25 protein-coding genes are annotated in these 20017 nt (G+C 37.5%); 22 read left to right on the top strand and 3 right to left on the bottom strand.

Annotated features, from left to right (window positions below; genetic code table 11):
• The first annotated feature begins 19 nt into the window (after positions 1-19).
• The 13 genes from tenI to NSQ59_RS14320 all read left to right on the top strand — a co-directional run bounded on the left by tenI (position 20) and on the right by NSQ59_RS14320 (position 9563).
• Positions 20-643 (top strand): thiazole tautomerase TenI, encoded by a 624-nt coding sequence (tenI, locus tag NSQ59_RS14380; RefSeq protein ID WP_340831944.1) that lies wholly within the window; start codon positions 20-22, stop codon positions 641-643.
• Positions 640-1761, top strand: a complete 1122-nt coding sequence (gene thiO, locus NSQ59_RS14375) for a glycine oxidase ThiO (protein WP_340831942.1) — start codon at positions 640-642, stop codon at positions 1759-1761. Before tenI ends, thiO begins: the two co-directional genes overlap by 4 nt.
• A 13-nt stretch (positions 1762-1774) precedes the next feature.
• Positions 1775-1978, top strand: coding sequence for a sulfur carrier protein ThiS (gene thiS / locus NSQ59_RS14370; RefSeq protein WP_055739988.1), 204 nt, complete (start codon positions 1775-1777; stop codon positions 1976-1978).
• A gap of 1 nt (position 1979) precedes the next feature.
• On the top strand, positions 1980-2747 hold the full coding sequence (locus NSQ59_RS14365; protein WP_126648893.1) for a thiazole synthase: 768 nt from the start codon (positions 1980-1982) through the stop codon (positions 2745-2747).
• Complete coding sequence (locus tag NSQ59_RS14360; protein WP_340831940.1) at positions 2744-3763, top strand: thiazole biosynthesis adenylyltransferase ThiF; 1020 nt, start codon at positions 2744-2746, stop codon at positions 3761-3763. Before NSQ59_RS14365 ends, NSQ59_RS14360 begins: the two co-directional genes overlap by 4 nt.
• A gap of 213 nt (positions 3764-3976) precedes the next feature.
• Positions 3977-4588, top strand: coding sequence for a hypothetical protein (locus tag NSQ59_RS14355; protein WP_340831938.1), 612 nt, complete (start codon positions 3977-3979; stop codon positions 4586-4588).
• 298 nt (positions 4589-4886) lie between these two features.
• The gene (locus NSQ59_RS14350; RefSeq protein ID WP_055739984.1) at positions 4887-5300 is read left to right on the top strand and encodes a DUF1259 domain-containing protein; all 414 of its coding nucleotides are present in this window, start codon (positions 4887-4889) and stop codon (positions 5298-5300) included.
• 165 nt (positions 5301-5465) lie between these two features.
• Entirely contained in the window at positions 5466-6797 is a 1332-nt protein-coding gene (locus NSQ59_RS14345; RefSeq protein WP_340831936.1) for a MarR family transcriptional regulator, read from the top strand.
• Between the two features lie 85 nt (positions 6798-6882).
• The gene (locus NSQ59_RS14340; protein ID WP_340831934.1) at positions 6883-7995 is read left to right on the top strand and encodes a mandelate racemase/muconate lactonizing enzyme family protein; all 1113 of its coding nucleotides are present in this window, start codon (positions 6883-6885) and stop codon (positions 7993-7995) included.
• A gap of 25 nt (positions 7996-8020) precedes the next feature.
• On the top strand, positions 8021-8296 hold the full coding sequence (locus NSQ59_RS14335) for a hypothetical protein (RefSeq protein ID WP_126648887.1): 276 nt from the start codon (positions 8021-8023) through the stop codon (positions 8294-8296).
• Positions 8236-8505 (top strand): amino acid permease, encoded by a 270-nt coding sequence (locus tag NSQ59_RS14330; protein ID WP_340833172.1) that lies wholly within the window; start codon positions 8236-8238, stop codon positions 8503-8505. The genes NSQ59_RS14335 and NSQ59_RS14330 overlap by 61 nt, the downstream gene beginning before the upstream one ends.
• A 31-nt stretch (positions 8506-8536) precedes the next feature.
• Positions 8537-8773 (top strand): hypothetical protein, encoded by a 237-nt coding sequence (locus NSQ59_RS14325; RefSeq protein WP_340831931.1) that lies wholly within the window; start codon positions 8537-8539, stop codon positions 8771-8773.
• The gene (locus NSQ59_RS14320; protein WP_340831929.1) at positions 8763-9563 is read left to right on the top strand and encodes a GNAT family N-acetyltransferase; all 801 of its coding nucleotides are present in this window, start codon (positions 8763-8765) and stop codon (positions 9561-9563) included. The genes NSQ59_RS14325 and NSQ59_RS14320 overlap by 11 nt, the downstream gene beginning before the upstream one ends.
• Before the next feature lie 604 nt (positions 9564-10167).
• Here NSQ59_RS14320 and NSQ59_RS14315 read toward each other — a convergent pair.
• Positions 10168-10395: a hypothetical protein gene (locus NSQ59_RS14315; protein ID WP_055739979.1), complete on the bottom strand. Its 228-nt coding sequence runs from the start codon at positions 10393-10395 to the stop codon at positions 10168-10170.
• Positions 10396-10802: 407 nt separating this feature from the next.
• Here NSQ59_RS14315 and NSQ59_RS14310 point away from each other — a divergent pair, with 407 nt between their 5' ends.
• Together NSQ59_RS14310 and NSQ59_RS14305 are read left to right on the top strand one after the other, a co-directional pair.
• The gene (locus tag NSQ59_RS14310) at positions 10803-10973 is read left to right on the top strand and encodes an aspartyl-phosphate phosphatase Spo0E family protein (RefSeq protein WP_126648886.1); all 171 of its coding nucleotides are present in this window, start codon (positions 10803-10805) and stop codon (positions 10971-10973) included.
• A gap of 91 nt (positions 10974-11064) precedes the next feature.
• The gene (locus NSQ59_RS14305; protein WP_055739978.1) at positions 11065-11448 is read left to right on the top strand and encodes a hypothetical protein; all 384 of its coding nucleotides are present in this window, start codon (positions 11065-11067) and stop codon (positions 11446-11448) included.
• A gap of 492 nt (positions 11449-11940) precedes the next feature.
• Here NSQ59_RS14305 and NSQ59_RS14300 read toward each other — a convergent pair whose 3' ends face one another.
• Positions 11941-12840, bottom strand: a complete 900-nt coding sequence (locus NSQ59_RS14300; protein WP_340831926.1) for a LysR family transcriptional regulator — start codon at positions 12838-12840, stop codon at positions 11941-11943.
• Between the two features lie 144 nt (positions 12841-12984).
• On the opposite strand from NSQ59_RS14300, the gene NSQ59_RS14295 reads away from it, so the two are divergent.
• From NSQ59_RS14295 to NSQ59_RS14285, 3 genes are all read left to right on the top strand, one after another.
• On the top strand, positions 12985-14004 hold the full coding sequence (locus NSQ59_RS14295) for an alpha/beta fold hydrolase (protein WP_340831924.1): 1020 nt from the start codon (positions 12985-12987) through the stop codon (positions 14002-14004).
• Positions 14005-14675: 671 nt separating this feature from the next.
• Positions 14676-15362, top strand: coding sequence for an aspartate/glutamate racemase family protein (locus NSQ59_RS14290; protein WP_055739975.1), 687 nt, complete (start codon positions 14676-14678; stop codon positions 15360-15362).
• Between the two features lie 73 nt (positions 15363-15435).
• Entirely contained in the window at positions 15436-15816 is a 381-nt protein-coding gene (locus NSQ59_RS14285; RefSeq protein ID WP_055739974.1) for a VOC family protein, read from the top strand.
• Between the two features lie 124 nt (positions 15817-15940).
• Here NSQ59_RS14285 and NSQ59_RS14280 read toward each other — a convergent pair whose 3' ends face one another.
• Positions 15941-16489, bottom strand: a complete 549-nt coding sequence (locus tag NSQ59_RS14280; protein ID WP_055739973.1) for a TetR/AcrR family transcriptional regulator — start codon at positions 16487-16489, stop codon at positions 15941-15943.
• Positions 16490-16707: 218 nt separating this feature from the next.
• On the opposite strand from NSQ59_RS14280, the gene NSQ59_RS14275 reads away from it, so the two are divergent.
• The 4 genes from NSQ59_RS14275 (at position 16708) to NSQ59_RS14260 (ending at position 19793) form a co-directional block, all read left to right on the top strand.
• Positions 16708-17463, top strand: coding sequence for a carboxymuconolactone decarboxylase family protein (locus NSQ59_RS14275; RefSeq protein ID WP_340831921.1), 756 nt, complete (start codon positions 16708-16710; stop codon positions 17461-17463).
• A gap of 20 nt (positions 17464-17483) precedes the next feature.
• A complete protein-coding gene (locus NSQ59_RS14270; protein WP_340831919.1) occupies positions 17484-17888 on the top strand; it encodes a cupin domain-containing protein in 405 nt (134 codons plus the stop codon).
• 92 nt (positions 17889-17980) lie between these two features.
• Positions 17981-18844 carry an aldo/keto reductase gene (locus NSQ59_RS14265; RefSeq protein WP_126648878.1) on the top strand — a complete coding sequence of 288 codons (864 nt, stop codon included), beginning with the start codon at positions 17981-17983 and terminating at the stop codon, positions 18842-18844.
• Positions 18845-19226: 382 nt separating this feature from the next.
• Positions 19227-19793: an MOSC domain-containing protein gene (locus tag NSQ59_RS14260; protein ID WP_340831916.1), complete on the top strand. Its 567-nt coding sequence runs from the start codon at positions 19227-19229 to the stop codon at positions 19791-19793.
• Positions 19794-20017: the final 224 nt, after the last annotated feature.

The following is a 20017-nucleotide window of genomic DNA, read 5'->3' as shown; positions in this document are numbered from 1 at the left end:
TGAGGTTGGTGGATGTAAATTGAGGCCCGAGCTACATATTATTTCAACAGGAATGCAGTCTGTTTCTGAAATGGTTCAAATCGTAGGTGAAATTCATCCTTATATCGATGCTTTTCATATTAGGGAAAAAAAGAAATCGGCCAGGGAGCTTATTGAAATAGTGAATCAATTAAACGCTAACGGCGTTCCGTTAGAAAAAATAATAATCAATGACCGTATAGATGTAGCAATGGTCGCGCGGGTAAAGGGTGTACAACTTGCTTATCATAGCTTGGACATTTCTGCGGTAAAAGGGGTGTTTCCAAGTTTAAGGTTGGGCTGTTCCGTTCATTCCCTAAATGAGGCGTTGTATGCTGAAAAGTTCGGTGCAGATTATGTGTTGTTTGGACATATTTTTTCCACGCAATCCAAGCCTGATGTAGAACCACGCGGTTTGGAAAAATTAAGAGAAGTAACTACGAAAGTGACTATTCCTGTGATTTCTATTGGCGGTATTGATTTTAAGCACGTGAAAAAGGTGTTAAAAACAGGGGTACAAGGGGTTGCTGTAATGTCTGGGGTCATGTTGGCGGACAATCCCCTTCAAGCAGTAAAAGAATATTCATTTCAACTTGGGTTAAGGGAAAGAGGTAAAGCAAAATGAGTGAATGTTATGATGCCATCGTTGTAGGTGGCGGTGTTAATGGCAGTGCAATTTCCTATAACCTTGCGAAACGTGGCTTAAAGGTAATTCTATTAGAAAAGGACCGTTTAGCTAGCAAAGCATCAAGTGCGGCGGCGGGAATGCTTGCTGCCCAAGCAGAGCTTGAAAAGGATGGCCCACTCTTTCAATTGGCCAAAAAGAGCCGTTCGATGTTTCCTAATCTAGCTGTGGAATTAAAGGAAAGGTCAGGGATTGATATTGAATTGGTGCAGAAGGGATTAGTCAAGATTGCCAGTTCACAAGCAGAGGTACAGGAGTTTCAAAAAATGATGGAGGCAAAGCAGCAAGCAGGGGAAACGGTGGAATGGATGACAGGAAAACAATTATGTGAAAAAGAACCTGCTTTATCACCTAATTTACTTGGAGGAATGTACATTCCAAATGATGGCCAGCTTTCACCTTTCCAACTAAGCCATGCTTTTGCTAAATCAGCAGCAAGCTATGGGGCAGAAATAAGAGAATTTACAGAGGTACATTCCTTTATTCATAGGAAAGGAAAAATAACCGGGGTTGTAACAGGAACCGGAAAAATTTATGGAAATCATGTCATTGTTGCGGGGGGCGCATGGAGTGATCGGCTGCTTCAAGAATCAGGACTTATCCTTAAATCTTATCCGGTGAAAGGCGAATGCTTTTCTATTATTTCCCCACGCCCACTTTTAACGGCAACCATATTTTCACATGATTGTTATCTCGTACCGAAGAAAGGCGGACGTACGCTTGTTGGTGCAACATCGACACCAGATACATTTGATCAAAGCGTCACTTTAGAGGGAATTCACTTCCTGATAGAAAAAGCAAAAAAACTTGTTCCTGTTATTATGGCTGGTGAATGGGAAAGAGCATGGGCAGGGATTCGTCCGCAGTCGCTAGATGGTCTTCCTTATCTTGGTGAGCACCCAGAGTGGAAACATTTATGGATTGCTACCGGACATTTTCGAAATGGTATATTATTATCTGCCATCACGGGTGAATTAGTAGCGGATATGCTGGAAGAAAAAACAGTTCAGGTTGATCTATCAGCATTTAGTATCGATAGGGTATTTAAAACAGTGTAAACGAGGTGAATCTATGAAGCTTCAAATTAATGGGGATTTTATTGATGTCCCTGAAACCGTGAAGGTGGTTTCAGATGTTTTACAATATTTTCAACTCGATTCAAAGGTTGTAATCGTAGAGTTGAATCGAGAGATTTTAGAAAAAAGCCATCATTCTGAAATACCCATTTCCGATGGTGACAAAATAGAAATTGTACATTTTGTAGGAGGCGGATGAAATGTTAAAAATCGGACCATATGAATTTCAATCAAGATTATTATTAGGAACCGGAAAGTACCCAAATTTTGATGTGCAGAAAGAAGCGGTAGAAGTATCAGAATCGGAAATTCTTACATTTGCAGTTAGAAGAATGAATATTTTTGAGGCAAGCCAACCGAATTTTTTAGAAAAACTAGATTTAACCCGATATAAATTGCTCCCAAACACAGCAGGTGCTACAACAGCCAAGGAAGCAGTCCGTATTGCAAAACTTGCAAAGGCTTCCGGCTTATGTGACATGGTTAAGGTTGAAGTGATCGGCTGTCAGAAGACATTGTTACCTGATCCTTTTGAGACTTACAAAGCGTCTGAAGAACTATTGAAGGAAGGCTTTATCGTTTTACCATATACGTCAGATGATGTGCTGCTTGCGAAAAGATTGCAAGAATTAGGTGTGCACGCAATCATGCCCGGTGCATCTCCAATTGGCTCTGGACAAGGAATTATCAACCCACTGAATTTAAGTTTTATTATCGAGCAAGCAACTGTTCCAGTAATTGTAGATGCGGGGATTGGAACACCATCCGATGCCGCGATTGCAATGGAACTTGGAGCGGATGGTGTGCTTTTGAATACGGCAGTATCAGGAGCAGCAGATCCAGTAAAAATGGCAGAAGCAATGAAACTCGCAATCCAAGCAGGACGACTAGGCTATGAAGCTGGTAGAATAGCAAAAAAACGCTACGCAACTGCAAGCAGTCCAACCGAAGGAATGAGTATAGGGTGAGTAATCGTTATTCAAGACAAGAATTATTTTCTTCAATAGGGTCAGAAGGACAGGAAAAAATAAGGAAAAAACATGTTTTAATCATTGGTGCAGGAGCCCTTGGAACAGGAAGTGCAGAAAGTTTCGTTCGGGCAGGTATTGGCAAGCTTACGATCGTGGACCGTGATTACGTCGAATGGAGTAATCTTCAAAGGCAGCAATTATACGAGGAAGAGGATGCCAAACAACGTATTCCTAAGGCTGTTGCTGCCAAACGGCGGTTAAATCAAATAAATACAGATGTGGAAATTCAAGCATTTGTACAGGATGCTTCAGCCAGTGAAATCGAAGCTTTTGTCAAAGATGTTGACCTAATTGTGGATGCGACCGATAATTTTGACACCCGAATGATACTAAATGACATCTCACAAAAATATCAGAAACCATGGATTTATGGAGCGTGTGTAGGCAGTTATGGAATTAGTTATACAATCATTCCAGGTAAGACCCCTTGTTTAAACTGTTTACTTGATTCAGTGCCAATTGGGGGTCTGACCTGTGATACAGCAGGGATCATCAGCCCTACTGTACAAATGGTTGTAGCATATCAAGTATCAGAAGGATTAAAAATTCTTGTGGAAGATTATGAATCACTAAGAAAAAAGCTTGTCTCCTTTGATTTGTGGTCTAACCAACATACATCAATTTCTGTAGATAAGTTAAAAAAAGCAAATTGTCCTTCATGCGGGCAGAAACCCATCTATCCCTACTTAGATTATCGCAACCAAACCAAGACAGCTCTCTTGTGCGGTCGGGATTCTGTTCAAATTCGGCCGCCATCACCGGTTGAACTTGATTTAGAAAAGTTAGCGCAAACATTATCTAAACTAGATGGAAAAGTGGAACGGAACCCTTATCTAGTTTCTTTTATAGTAGGTAATCATAGACTTGTAATGTTCAAAGATGGAAGAGCACTTATCCACGGTACAAAGGAAATTGAGGTGGCGAAAACCTTATATTACCGTTACTTTGGTTAGTGTGAATGATCAAATGACTAGAGGATTCGAAATTTAAAAATCAACGGTTTGAACTGTTAGGTTTACAGGTGTTATCTTAAGAGATTCACCAAAAGCGGAAGTGACAATAAGTTACTTTCGCTTTTGTTTTGCGTTGCATAAGGAAATTTATAAAAATAAAGGTATATATTGGATAATTATGATATAATAGATAGAAAATAGGGGGAAACTAATTTGAAATGTTATAGAAAATACATCATTCTTGTTTTGGCAGTACTCCTGTTGGCATCATGCTCACAACAAAAAGAAGATGATCAGAAAACTTCAGGACTAACCATTGAACCACTTGAATTAAATAAAAAAGAGAAAGTCCTAATCAACAAAACAGGTGTGAACTTTATCCGATATTTCAAGTTAAATGGTCATCTAAAGAAAAACGAAGATTTAAAAATAGAACTCGACAAATACGTAAATGGTAAAAAAACGGACGAATCAACGAGTAGCACTAATGAACCAATTTTAACGTTTCAAGATGATATTCTATCATTCGGAATTCAGACATTACAGGAAGAAAAGAAACTAATACTATTCATGGGTTTAACTAATGGGATATCAAGTACAACGGAATCAAAAAATAATATAACTGCGAGCTCGTATGGAAATGTATTAAATAAAAAAATCAAATTGATTAAGGACACATCTGTCTATTTAGCTGCTTGGATGGGTACCTCAAAAAATGAAATACATGGAGGATTTGAAGATGAAAAAGGGAAATTTCCAGATGCTATCAAACAATCAGAATTAGCATTTGTTTATAAAATTACACTCGTTCATCGGAAAAAATAACTTAGTTTGTTAAAAGCTCTAAATCGGCGGACAACAGGTCCGTTATTTGTGACAAAAAGGGTGATTTCCTTATGTTAGCGGACACAGGTTCCGTTATCTTGCAGAAAATCAGTGTTTTTACTGTAGATTATCACAAATAACGTACCTAGTGTCCGCTTAACCCTTAATTTGGCGCCTTTTTGCAAAAATAACGGATTCATTGTCCCCTAAAGCGAGTTGACGATATTAAGGTTTATCTCCTTATGTTTCATAGCAATCATGTTACATGCATATGTATCAAAGGGGAGGGGGAAACAAAATGAGAGTAGGGAACTTTGATTCGGTTTGTGAACAGTTTGCACATATTTTACAAGGTAAAAGCAAAGTAGATCATGGAGTATGTTCTGTAAATTTTAAGCGTCCATTTGACATAACCATTCAGGGAAAGAAAAGCACGGCCGTTCTTGGAGTAGATGCCACGTTCGAATCACTGGATCAATATGGGAATGCACTCAATATTGCAGAAGTGGCGATATTTGAAGAAGAAATTCCTGCGTTTACACATGCAGCAGTTCAGCAAGGACTCATTATAAGTGCCCTTCATAATCATTGGCTGTTTACCCATCCAGTAATCATGTACATTCATCTTCAATCGGTAGAATCACCCATTCATTTCGCACATAAAATCGCTTATTGTTTATCCAAGCTGAAACAATATCCTGTGCCTGGCTAAAAATCTTTTTTTCAGGAATTTTAAAAATCATCTGTTGAAAGCGAGAGGGATTTTCTACATCTTCTCGTTCTTTTTATGTGCAAAACAGTGCTTGTAAGAAATTAACTACTATTCCTCATGACCATGGTATACTTTAAAAAAGAGTTATTGTAGGAGTTGTCAAAGATGGTTGCAATTGGAGTATTAGGTTCAAACTTATTTATAGATGCCATTTCTGAATATTATGCTTTATATCCGGAAATTTCGTTTATCAACTATTCCTATGAGTCTCCATGGGAAATTGACCATTTACTAGATAGGGCAGGCAAAGAGGTTGATTTTTTACTATTTTCTGGGGCAATTGCCTATTATTTTGGACAGAAAAAAATGAAGGAATATCGATTAATGGCTACTTATGTTTCCTTTAATGAATTCGTCCTTTCCTTATCATTATTTTCAATCTACTTCCACGAAAAGATCCCGTTGGAAAAAATATCGATAGATTTACCTAAACAGGAATTTTTAGAGAATGTGTTAAAAGAAATACATATTACGGATCTGACTATGTCAGTAAAGGACTACCCTTGGATATTTCATTTAGAAGAACAAACACAATCCTTTGATATTTCTCAATTTATTCAGTTTCACTTGGATCTATATAAACAGGGAAAAACACAGTTTGCTTTAACGAGTATCCACGCTGTATATGAGGAGCTTCAGAAATTATCGATTCCATCTATCTATATGGTACAGACTAAGCAATCGTTAAAGGAAACGTTGGAGAGGGCGGTTACGCTAACAAAATTAAAGAAAACAAAGGATTCGCAAATTGCTGTAATTTCCATCAAAGTAATGAATTATCCTACCAGTCATGGTGAGCAAGAATTTCGCCTTAAGCTACTGCAATATTTGCATGAAATCGCAAAGCAATTAAATGCGAGGGTGTCATTAGAGCAGCATCAGCCTTTTTTGATTTATTCCAATCGGGGTTCATTGGAGACTGTTTTGAAAGAAAAAAGCTTACAAAAGGTTCTGGAGCTTGAAGGCAAAATAAATTCCAGCCTACAAATTGGGATTGGCTACGGATATACCATGAATGATGCAGAAAACCATGCCAACGAAGCATTATTTTTTTCAGAAAAACATTCAAAAGAAAAGACACAAATATTTCTATTGGATGAAGACAAAAAACTTATTGGGCCATTGTTTGAAAATGAAAAACAATTTTCCTTAAAGAATGAAGATAAGGAAATTCAAAACCTATCAGAAAGTCTAAAAATGACTGCGAAAAATCTGAATCGGTTTCTTGACTTTATTCGGCTCCAGCAATTTCGTTCCTTTTCTGCGCAAGAATTAGCTGATTATTTTGAAGTAAGCAGGCGTTCGGCTGAGAGAATCATTAAACGATTTCTAGAAAAAGAATTGTTGATGGTAACGGGAGAGGAGCAGCCATATGATTTGGGGCGCCCACGAGCACTTTATAATATATCAGATAAACTAAAAAAATATTTTGTATAATGATTGATTTTCGTGAATTGACAGTATATTATAAAAATAACCTATTAGCGACAACCAAACGACAATTAATACGGAGGGAATTCTATTGAAAATTACGAAAGCAGAGATCGTTGGAATTCATTTTCCATTAAAAGAACCATTTATTATTTCTTATGTTACATATGATTTCATGCCATCCATTATCGTGAAACTGGAAACGGATGACGGATTGGTGGGCTATGGAGAAGCAGTCCCAGATGAAAATGTTACGGGTGAAACCTTTTTCAGCGTGATTGAAGTGTTAAAACACCAATTATTGCCTGCTATTATGGGAGAAAGTCCTTTTTCTATTGAAAAAATTCACGACATGATGGATAGCCGAATCCATGCTAATTCTTCTGCAAAGGCAGCGATTGATATCGCTTGTTATGATCTGATGGGGAAATATACAAATAAACCGATATATGAGCTAATTGGCGGAAAATATCACAACGAGCTTACATTCGCGAAGGTGTTAAGCATTGAGGAACCAGAGATCATGGCGCACAAGGCAAAAGAGGCGCTGGCACTTGGTTATAGCTCTTTAAAACTAAAGGTTGGCTTTGATCTTTTTAAAGATCTGGAACGAATCAAAGCAGTTCGACAAGCTGTTGGATATGAAGTACCGATTCGCGTGGATGTTAATCAAGGCTGGAAGAATTATTCCACAGCAGCTCAAGCTCTTCCGTTATTAGAACCGCTGCGAATTTCCTGGCTGGAACAGCCGATTAAAATGGGGGATATCAACGGCCTTGCTGAGTTAAGAAAGAAGACCATCATTCCAATCATGGCAGATGAAAGCGTTCATAATACTTTTGAGCTATTGGAAATTATCAAGAAAAATGCAGCGGATAAAATCAATATTAAACTAATGAAATCTGCAGGTATTTATCCTGCTCTACATATGGCAAAAATCGCAGAATATGCAGGTCTCAGCTGCCAAGTAGGCTCGATGGTTGAATCCTCGATTGGGTCTGCAGCCGGATATCATACGGCAATGGCCAGAAAAAATATCACAAGTACGGAATTAACAGGGCCATTACTGTTTAGCAAAGATATTGGGAATCTGGAATATCGAATTCCGAATGTTATCCTAAGTGGAAAACCTGGACTAGGTGTTGAAGTGAACGAGGATACACTCCAAGAATTAACGATTAAAAAAGAAACCGTACAACTGTAGTCGAAATGTATAAAGAGGGATACAAATGAAAAAAACACTAGCTAAATTAAGTCGAAAAATTTTTGATATCTTTAATTATCTACATCAAAATCCGGAAGTCAGCTGGAAAGAGGTTAACACTACTAGTTATATAGCCAATATTTTAAAAGAAAACGGCTGTCTTGTCACAACTTTTCCTGATCATACAGGAGTAGTCGGTGAAATAGGGGATGGACCAGTAACAGTCCATGATCCAAGACTATTAAATCGGATAATGTTTCAGAAAGTCCGTTTACGCTCGTTTTTGAACGAGCAGGACTAGCTTTTGCAGCATCCGTGATGAATGCTGTTGTTTTAACGGCTGTCCTTTCGACGGCAAATTCTCAAATATATGCCGGAAGCAGGCTTTTATGGACGATGGCGAAGAAAGGAAATGCACCGAAATTTTTAACAAAAGTGAATGTACGCGGAATACCTATTAATGCACTTTACGTGACTACGGTTATAGGGATGCTCGCATTTCTAACCTAATAAAGCAAAATGGTTCCCTTTTGGTCCCATATTGACATTAGCTTTATGTATAATAGCCGTAGTCGGTCAAGATTATAAAGCGTTTTGGGGGATAACACGACTGGTATGGTTTGCTCGTTTCTATGTTGGGATTCCAATCTTTTTAGTCATTTGGTTTGGTTATAAATTTATTAAAAAAACAAAGGTTGTCACATTGAAGGTTATGGATTTTAAGAAAGAAGAGCTATCAAATTTTTTTAAAAAAGGAAGTATGATAGATGATGAATAATATTGTTATTCGTACACTCGAAACAATTGATGAGCTTGAAGAATTAAGAAGATTGGAATCCATCATTTGGAGTGAGTCCGAATCAATACCAAGCAGTCAAACCATTACGGCAATAAAGAATGGCGGCATGGCGTTAGGAGCTTTTTTAGAAGATGTGTTGATTGGATTTCAATATAGTTTTCCAGGATATGATGGGAAAAAGGTCTATTTATGTTCCCATACATTAGGAATTCATCCCGAGTATCAAAAGTTAGGCATTGGCGAAAAGTTAAAACTCGTGCAAAAAGAGGAAGCATTGAAGAAGGGGTATGACTTAATTACCTGGACATATGATCCATTAGAAACCGTTAATGGCTATTTAAATCTGCACAAGCTTGGTGCAAGGTGTTCTATTTATGTAGAAAATTGCTATGGAGAAATGCAGGATAATTTAAATCAAGGGATGCCTTCTGATCGATTTACGGTTGAATGGTGGATAAAGGAAGAGAATCCTGCAAGACCAGCTCAGTATAAGGTAGGGAATATGTTAATAAAGCCGGACCGTGATTCCAATGGGAATTTGGTTCCTGCGGAAATAGATTTGAAGAAGGATGCTGCAGACGATTACCTGTTTATCCCAGTGCCAAGTGACTTTCAAAGCATGAAAAAAAATGATCCCGAGCTTGCTTTATCGTGGAGAAATGGCACTCGAGAAGTATTCTCACATTATTTTCATAAAGGCTGGACAGCCATTGATTTATTTAGAAGTGAGATTGAATCGGATTTGTGTTACTACGTGTTGAAAAAATAATAATTTGGGATTAATTCACGGGTTCACTTGTGAGGTGCAAAACGGTAAATCACAAAACTAATCACATAAATTTCACATCACCAATCACAGTATATTGAATTAAAAGGCTTAGAAATGCAAATATCTCTAAGCCTTTTTTAATTTTTTTCGCCAAAGCATCTGTAAAGTTAAAGCGAGTTTGATAAATAAGCGGAGAAATTTCTCTTAATGAGGAAATAGCACTGAAAATAGTTTAAATAGACGGAAGGATTCCGACTATTGACTCGAAAAACGGGAAAATGGGTAAATTTGCTTTGTTTAATCGGAAAAACTCCGCTTATATACCCCGAACCGAGCTCTATTCTGCAGTTTAACCGAAAAATATCCGCTTATTTTAAATTTCACTTGTCAGAATTGGCTTTAAAAGTCTAGAATTATCTAAATTTACTAAACATTAATGATCGTCATGCCTTTTGCCACTTTTATAACCCTAATGGCAATAAACTTCAAGTACACTGGTAAGATTATAAATATTTCATTAACGGAATAAGAACAGGAACGTCGAAATCAGACGTTCCCATGTTATTTGCCTGAAAAACCATAATAAAATTTAACAAAGCCTTTTTTAAAAGAAGAAAGGAGGCCTTGCTCCTAACGCCAATCCAAGGCCGCGTAAACCATATGCAGCTCCGGCTAAGCCAGCAACAGCTCCTAAACCGCCGAAAGCCAAGCCAAGACCGCCTCCAACACCACCAAAACGACCGGGACCGTAAAAGCCGAACGGCCCATATGGAGCAGCATTTCCTCTGAATTCTTTGCCATAAACACCGAAAGGATAATTAACATTTCTCATCCTATTTTCCACCTTTCTTGTGAACATATTTTCCCGAATATATCTTATGAATACTAGACAAATACGGAGCTTGAATAGATCGAGGTACCAGGCTGTTAATTAAAGAAGAGCTGAGTTGCATCCATAACGCAATCAGAAATGAAGAGAAGATAGCACACTGCAGAACCGATGAGAACACTCACAATAATTTCTTCCCTATGTTTTTTAACTTTGTGAAAGCATTTACTTTTGTAAAATAGTCGCTCCAAAAGATGATAATGGGAACGGCTTATCACGATTTATTTCCTTTTTTTACTTTTTAAAGAAATCCAGCATATTAATGAGTTTTTTCCGACTATGATGTTAAAGAGGAGACATGCCGTTGAGCAAAAACTTTTTTTACAAATCTACAAAGGAGCTATGATTAAGTGATCTTTAGAAAAGGAATAGCCCTGAATAAGAAAATTTATGAATATCGTCAGAATTTATATGAATGGCCAAAGAAGAAAGGACTTTTTGTTCCCGAGGTAATAAAAATTAGTCAAAACTGGCAGGTAAATGAACAATCATTATTAGTAAAAACAAAATTCCCATTATAAAAGATATAGTTGACTATTATACTTATCCAATAGAAATGACAGGACTCAGCATATCATATCACTAGAAAATAGAAAGGAGGTGGATTTAAATATGTCATTAGTTTATTCTACTGGGCCACTTGAAAACCAAATAGATGCTTCAGCAGCAAAGTCATCAACCACAGTCTATACCAAAGTTTTAAATAACCATAAACATACGACAATTACCGCTAAGATTGAAGTTTTTCGTTTAGATGGAACTAAAACATTAATAGACACAGCCACTTTAACAATCTCACCAAATTCCTCAGGATTCCATGTTTCCGATGTTTCAAATGCTTTTGAATTTGAGGTCCAAATTAAAATCAGTCCTAGTCGAGATATAAATGATGTTTTAATTGGAGTTTTTGGAAAAGATGCAGCAGGAAACCTTAACCCAAGTCACCGTTTGGTTCATAAAGAATTGACTCGAATCCGTAAACTAACAATTGAATAAAATTATACACACTGTATGTATAAAGTAAATAAAAAGGTAACGGAAGATTCTAAACAAGGTTTTTCTGTAGCCTTTTTGCTCCTTTAATTAACAGACGCGCTAAAAGTAGATACAATAAACGATCCATTTGGGTAAATGAACCGTGAAAAATTATAGATCACCTCTATTATTACAAGAAAAAATAAAGTTGTTTATAGAATGCATCCAATTAGTTTCAACTATATGGGGCAAGATTTTAGAAACCAGCTGCTTTTTTCTGTGAAAATAAAATGGCGAACTTGGAATCTGGAATCCCCGGACCTTAGTAAATGGCTGTTAGAATCTTCTATTAAATAAAACTGCAAAAATACCTCATTATTTATAGGAGGCGCATAAGTAAGGCATCTTAATTATCAAACCAAGATGCCTTACTATTTTTGTGAATATTAAAACGTCTGATAGTAAGTGCTTATTTAGATAACCACAGTAGTTGGGAAAATATCTATGAATTGGCTAAACGGTTTTATTCACTTCTATAACTTCTCTCGCCGTTTCTATGAAAGATGATATGATTGGTGAAAGCCACTTGTCTTTATGCCATGCCATATGTGTATATACGTGCAAGTCCGGAAGTTGCCATGGTAGAGCAACAAGTTCACCCCGTTCAACTTCAGCTTCCACTGTTATTTCCGGAAGAAAGGCAATACCGATTCTCGCAATTGCACATTGTTTTATGGCTTCGGCATTTTGAAACTCTAAATAAGTAATATCATCAATGCCTCTTTTTTCAAATGTTCGGTCAAACATAGTTCGATAGGTACAACCTTTTTCATTGACCAGGAACACTTCTCCGTGAAAATCCTCCAGATGCAGGGCCGTTGGTTTTGCGAGAGGATGGTCTGGAGCAACGAATAGTCGGAAAGTTTCTTCTTGTAGCGGTTCCACTGTAAGTCCTGTTGAGAGTATGGTTTCGTCCAGCATAAAGACAACATCCGCGGTTCCCTCAAAGAGTGTTTGCTTGAGTTCTTGATTTGGAACAGAGCGGAAGATGAGACGAACTCCCGGATAGCGCGAACGAAAAAGCTGGAAGACAGCTGGAAGCCGGTAGGCGCAGAGAACCTCATTAGCACTTATCGTTAAGGTGCCGCTTAGATTTTCATTGTCATGCACAACACTGCGAGCTTCATCCAATTTCTCAAGGACACTTTGGATATGTGTTAAAAAGCGTTCACCCGCAGTGGTGAGAACGAGTTGCTTGCCCAAACGGTCAAAGAGACGAACTCCAAGCTCTTCCTCCAATGCTTTTATTTGCATCGTGACGTTGGAGGGAACGTAATTCAAAACTTCCGCTGCCCGACTGAAATTTAAAGTTGATGCAACCATGCGGAACGTAATCAGTTGGCGCAATTCCATCATACTACCTCCATTGTACTTTCAATATTTTTGAAAACTCCTTTGAATTTTATTCACTTTTTTTGAGATTACCACAGGTTTATACTAACAACAAGAAATACATTCTAGATGTTTGTGTTTCATTTAGAAGGGAGCGACAATACTATGGATTATGAAATTTTTGATTTGGGTGACGTTACCTTGCAATCAGGAGTGACGTTACCGAGTGCTTTTCTTGCTTATAAGACTTATGGGAAATTGAATGAAAAGAAAGATAACGTGATTGTCTATCCAACTGCTTTTGGCGACCAACATGTACAGAATGAATGGTTGATTGGAAACGGTATGGCATTAGATCCGCGAGAATATTTCATTATCGTTCCAAATCTGCTGGGAAACGGATTATCTTCGTCTCCTAGTAACACGCCGCCCCCATTCGACCGGGCTAATTTTCCTCAGGTAACCATCTATGACAATGTTAAATTACAACATCGGCTGGTGACCGAAAAATTCGGCATTCAAAAAATCGCTCTCGTAGTTGGATGGTCAATGGGTGGCATTCAATCATTCCAATGGGGGGCAAGTTACCCCGACATGGTGGAACGAATTGCACCTTTTTGCGGAGGTGCAAAGACTTGGCCGCAAACGTATGTGGTCCTGGACGGAATGAAAGCTGCGCTCATGGCTGCAGTTGGCTTTAATTCAAGTAAACTAAACCAATTGACTTCCGCAGACATGCGCGCTGTTGGCCGTGTCTATGCGGGATGGGGCTTATCACAGGCATATTACAGAGAGGAACTTTATCGTGATATGGGATATGCTTCATTGGAAGATTTTGTGGCCGGTGTCTGGGAAGATAGCTTTATGAAGATGGATCCGCACGATGTTTTGGCCATGTTATGGACAGGGCAATTTGCAGATATTAGTGCAAACCCCGTCTATAATGGTGATTTCGATAAGGCACTTAAAAGCATTAAAGCACTTGCCTGTGTCATGCCTGGGAGCACGGATCTATTCTGTACGGCGGAAGAAAACAAATACGAGGCTAAGCTTATACCTAATGCTGTTTTTAATCCTATCAAATCGATCTGGGGCCATTTTGCAGGTCGTGGAATCAACAGTGTCGATAATAAATTCATTGATGACAACCTAAAACGCTTGTTGGCGCTTAGTACAAACGGATAAATCATCAATAGTAATTGTTGCAGCGGAAAATGTCACAGTGATGAATAAAAAAATATAAAGCTACAATCCATCTTTACAAGTATTGTGCCCGAAACAAGATAAAAAGGCAAAAACGGTAACAATAGTCCAAGTATTGTGCCCGAAATCAAGGTAAGCAGGCAAAAACGGTAACAATAGTCCAAGTATTGTGCCCGAAACCAAGGTGAGAAGGCAAAAACGGTAACAATAATAATCCAAGTATTGTGCCCGAAACCAAGGTAAAAAAAGGCAAAAACGGTAACAATAGCAAAGCCAAAAATGATTCCCGATGAGTTAGTGGAGGAATATATTGGACAAAGATTAGGTGCCGTTTACCTGTTTGCGGTCAAGTCTATCCTGGCAATCTATCTTGATGTTTGTTTTGCATTCTTCTAAAGACGAATGAATGGAAGTTAAAATGGCTTCTCATAAATTTAACACTTTTCTAAAATATAGAGTAAAATGAAAGATAATTATGTAGAAATGTACTTAAATTATAGGGTAAAAGAGGCAAAGATTCAGCCGCCAATTTGGTGGCTTTTTCTTCTTTAGCTAAAAGGACAGGATATTGGAACAAGGATTTAAAATATAAATGTATAATAAGGCTATGAAAAATAATTGATAGGAACACATTATTTTAGGGAGGAAAAACTATGATTGGAATATTAGCAGGAATGGGACCGAAATCTACTGGACCATTTGTAGATAAAGTCGTAGACCAGTGCCAAAAGATTTATGGAGCAGTAAACGACATTGATTTTCCACACATGATGATCTATTCATGCCCAACACCTTTCTACATGGATAAACCAATCAATCATAATGAAATGGAATTGGCAATTATTAATGGTGCTCAGAAACTTCAAAATACAGGTGTTGATTTTATTGCGATACCATGTAATACGGCACATATCTACTTTAATCAAATAATAAATTCTGTTTCCGTTCCCGTATTAAACATGATTGATGAAACAATAAAGAACATACCAAAAAACTCAAAAAAAGTGGCCCTTCTAGCTACCAATCCAACGGTACAGTCTGGAATATTTCAAGATGCCCTAGTAAGAGAAGGTTATGATTTTTTACATCAAGATAGTTGGCAAACCTATGTGAATCAAATAATAGTAAAGATTAAACAAGGTCAAATCAATGAGTCCTTTCAATTATGGGATGAATTATACTCAGAATTAGCTGAAACGATTGATACCGCAATCATTGCATGTACAGATTTAAATGTTGTAACAGATAAAAAATCCAGCGATGTTTCCTTTGTTGATTCATCAACTTGTCTCTCTCAAGCCGTTGTACATAAATATTTATCATTAAGGGACAAAGGTTAGACTTTCTATAAGATGAAAGTTTATTATTTGGTACTTTTCCACTAATTTGAATATCACATGGGGTGAAATCGAGATGAAAATTGAACATGTAGCTATTTGGGTCAATGATTTAGAAGTGATGAGAGAGTTTTATGAAACGTATTTTAATGGTAAATCAAACAATAAGTATCATAATGCAGAAAAGAAATTTGAATCATATTTTCTTGCATTTGATTCTGGAACACGATTAGAGATTATGCGTAAATCGGGAATTGATAAGAAAAAATTGGATGATATGATAGGCTGGGCTCATATTGCAATTTCTTTAGGAAGCAGGGAGTCCGTTAATCAAATGACCGCAAGATTAAAGAATGATGGTTATCGCCTTATTAGCGGTCCTCGAGTTACTGGCGATGGATATTATGAGAGTGTTATTGAGGATCCAGAAGGAAATCTTATTGAGTTGACTGTATAAATCAATGGGAAATATCAGTTTCAGTGACAAAACACATACACTGCCATGAAATTAATATAAGCGAGATCAAATAAAAAACCTGAGTCCTGTATTGATATGGACTCAGGTTTTTTAATAATACGAATTATTCAAGATTTCTATCTAATAATGCCCCCGTTTGTTCTGCCATGACACGAGCAGGCAAAGGCATTCCATTCTTAAACCACCATTCTACCGATCCTACGATTGCGGAAGCAAAAAATTGAAGAATAACATCTACACTTAATCCTTGATTTTTTCCGTCGGTCGTATCCACTTCAGGTTTATACTCTTCTACAACTAAATCAAGAAACCGACTGCGAAAATAAGGGGCACCTTTACTTGCTAACATCGTTGAAAAAAATAAAGAATGACGCTCAAAGTATTCGAACCAGACATAATTACCTTCTTGAAACGTCATATCAGATGCCGATTTGCACAGTTCTCGGAGATTTTCCATATGTTCTTCTATCATCTTATCCAGGAGGTCATATTTATCTGTGTAATGGAGATAGATGGTTCCGCGATTAACATCTGCTCTATCAGCAATATCTTGAATGGTAATGTCGTCAAAACCTTTTTCAGACATCAGTTCAGTTACAGCATTTTTTATAGCTAGCTGGCTTTTTGCTATTCTCCTATCCACTTTAGACATTTCATTCACCAATCTTTCTAAAAGATACTCAACAATTTTAATCGATTTGTTGATTAATCAACAATTTGCTTTCATTTAACCATTGAATGCATTCCATTTCTCTTTTTATAATTATTAACAGATGTTGATTAATCAATCAATATTTATTTTTATCATGGGATTTAATCTATTAACTTTGGAAAAATAAAAGTATTTATGTTCAAGGAGGAGGTTTACCGATGGATCGACTTGAAAAGAGCAAGGAAAAATACAAACAGCTATTTGGGGATGGAGTACCTGCTGCAAATGCTACCGACCCTGATTTTCAGGACATATTAAGCCATTTCATTTTTGGAGAAGTTTTTTATCAAGGTAATTTGGATGATAAACAGCGTGAGTTGATTACCCTTGTGGTTCTTACTACAAGTGAGTCTTTACCTCAACTTAAGGCACATATAGGTGCAGCACTGAAAGTAGGGCTTACACCTGTAGAAATCAAAGAAGCTATCTACCAATGTGCTCCATACATTGGATTTCCTAAAACATTAAATGCCATCCAAGAAGTAAATGAGGTTTTCAAATCCATGAATATAGCATTACCAATTGAAAGCCAAAAACAGGTTGATGAAGAAAATCGTTTTGAGAAAGGACTTGCAGTGCAGGTAGAGATTTTTGGTGATGTTATAGCAAAAAATAGGGGGAGCGCACCATCAAATCAGAAGCATATACAAGATTTTCTTTCGGCTTTCTGCTTTGGAGACTTCTACACTCGTAGCGGGCTAGATTTGAAAACACGGGAATTGTTAACACTCTGCATCGTAAGTAGCCTTGGTGGGGCTGAAGGCCAAGTGAAGGCACATGTACAGGGAAACTTGAATGTCGGAAATGACAAGGAAACGTTGATTACCGCTATCACCCATTGCCTTCCATACATGGGCTTTCCGAGAACATTAAATGCATTAGCATGTGTTAATGAAATGATTCCTGAAAATTAAAGTTTATTGGAGGAGTTTAAATGGCAAAACATGAAGAATTACAAAATGGCGTTATTTTCCCAGCGGGTGAAAAAAATCCTTTTTCACAATTTTTTGTGGGACAAAGTTATCTTAAGGGATTAGTGGCTGATCCTAAAGTCAACGTTGGTGTTGGGAATGTGACTTTTGAACCAGGATGCCGAAATAACTGGCATATCCATCATGATGGATTTCAAATTTTATTGGTAACCGGTGGCGAAGGTTGGTACCAAGAAGAAGGAAAACCTGCTCAATTTTTAAAAGCTGGCGATGTCGTAGTCACTCACGATGGAGTGAAGCACTGGCATGGAGCTGCAAAAGATAGCTGGTTTGTACACATTGCAATCACTGTAGGTAAGCCGGAGTGGTTAGAACCTGTCGATGATGAAACGTACAATAAATTATAATAATTGATTCGATACGGTTATCCATATGTCCAAAACTTATTTAAAAGACGTAAAAGTCTATAAGATACTAACTATGCAAAGGAGACAAAAACATGTTTAACGAAACTTACAAACTATCAAATGGCGTAGAAATTCCAAAATTAGGTCTTGGTACCTGGCTACTTGATGATGCACAGGCAGCACAGGCAGTGCGTGATGCGGTATCTATCGGTTATCGCCATATTGATACTGCTCAGGCTTATATGAATGAAGCTGGGGTAGGCGAAGGAATCCGTTCCTGCGGTGTTGCAAGAGTAGAACTTTTCATTACGACAAAGGTTGCTGCAGAAGCAAAGACCTATGATGCAGTTACAAAGTCAATTGATGAGTCTTTAGCAAAATTGGGACTGGATTACATTGATCTTCTGATTATCCACAGCCCGCAGCCTTGGAAGGAGTTCCGTGAGGAGAACCGTTACTTCGAGGAAAATAAAGAAGTTTGGAAAGCAATGGAGGATGCTTATAAAACAGGCAAGGTAAAGGCGATCGGTCTTTCTAACTTCCTTCAGGATGATATAGAGAATATTCTTGAAAGCTGTGAGATTAAGCCAATGGTAAATCAAATATTGGCACATGTGAGCAATACGCCTTTAGAACTAATTGAATTCTGCCAAAAGAATGACATCCTGGTAGAGGCATATTCACCAATTGCCCATGGTGCCGTTCTTGATAATGCAGAGGTTAAGGTAATAGCTGATAAGTATGGAGTATCAGTTGCTCAGCTTTGCTTACGTTATGATATCCAGCTTGGTCTTGTGGTAATTCCAAAGACGGCAAATCCGGATCATATGAGAAACAATGCAGAACTTGATTTTGTTATTAGCGATGCAGATATGGAGACTTTGAAGAATGTAGAGCATATCCAGAATTATGGTGAGCATAGCTTCTTCCCGGTTTTTGGAGGGAAATTAAAATAAACGAGTAATGAAGTGGAGGACAGTGGAAATCAAGAGATAAATCTAAACTAGAATCAATTTATAATAAGAAAGTGGTTTTCCTTATCTAACGGGGGAGTCTTCAGCAAATTGCTTGGTAACATTGGATTTGTAAAGAAATCCCTTTTAACGCACTAGAGGAATGCTAAAGGGTGCAAGAGTTAAAGATTCAGCTGCCACAATATGGTTGCTTTTTCTTCTTGAGCAAAAAGGTCAGCATGATTTAAGATTTGAATTAAAAAGACCATTTGATAAGATCAACCTGTCGTAATCTAGACAAGGGTAAGATAGTAGAAGAAGGAATAATTAAAACTTTATCGAATATGATCATACAGCGAGTTTAAAATGGAGGCTGTGATGATGGATGTTTAATGAAATAAAAGAGAGTTCCATTATAGGAACAGTCATAGCGGTTAGTTTAAGTAAGGAGCATACGTTTAGTAAAGAAAATCAGAAGATGATAAAATTAGTGAAGGGCTTTGGAGTCGAAGGCGATGCACACTTTGGTTCAACGGTTAAACATCGATCGAGAGTGGCACAAAATCCGAACCAACCTAATCTTAGACAAGTTCATTTAATTCAAAATGAGTTATTCGAAGAGATAGCAGATCGTTTTACTGTTAAACCTGGACAAATGGGTGAAAATATAACAACTGTCGGAATAAACCTTCTTGAATTACCTACTGACACGAAATTAATTATTGGTGAGTCTGCCATTATTAAAGTAACAGGCTTACGCAATCCTTGTGCTCAAATTGATAATTTTAAACAGGGGCTTTTAAAGGCTGTTTTGGATAAGGATTCAGATGGAAATCTAATAAGAAAAGCAGGAATAATGGGAGTTATATTGAAGAGTGGAGAAGTGAAACCAGGTGATACCATCCGCGTTGAACTACCTCCTAAACCATTTAAAAAGCTTGAACGTGTATAACCAACATGGTCCGTATTTGTACCTTAGTAAAATTAATTTTGTTTGTGAACCAATGTACTTTAAAGTTATCGGGGCATTCCTTTAATTAATAAGGGATGCTTTTTCTTGTTTGTAACAAGGGGAGGAATGCATATTCATCGAGTAGGAACTTATAACTGTTGTACAATCAACTGACAATATCCCTTATCCGATTTGGGCAAAGAATTCAATAAAATACCCATTGC

The organism is Margalitia sp. FSL K6-0131 (genome assembly GCF_038008735.1).
GTDB classification, from domain to species: domain Bacteria; phylum Bacillota; class Bacilli; order Bacillales; family Bacillaceae_C; genus Margalitia; species Margalitia shackletonii.
The sequence above is the reverse complement of the archived record's forward strand: the minus strand, read 5'-3'. Positions and strand labels throughout refer to the sequence as shown.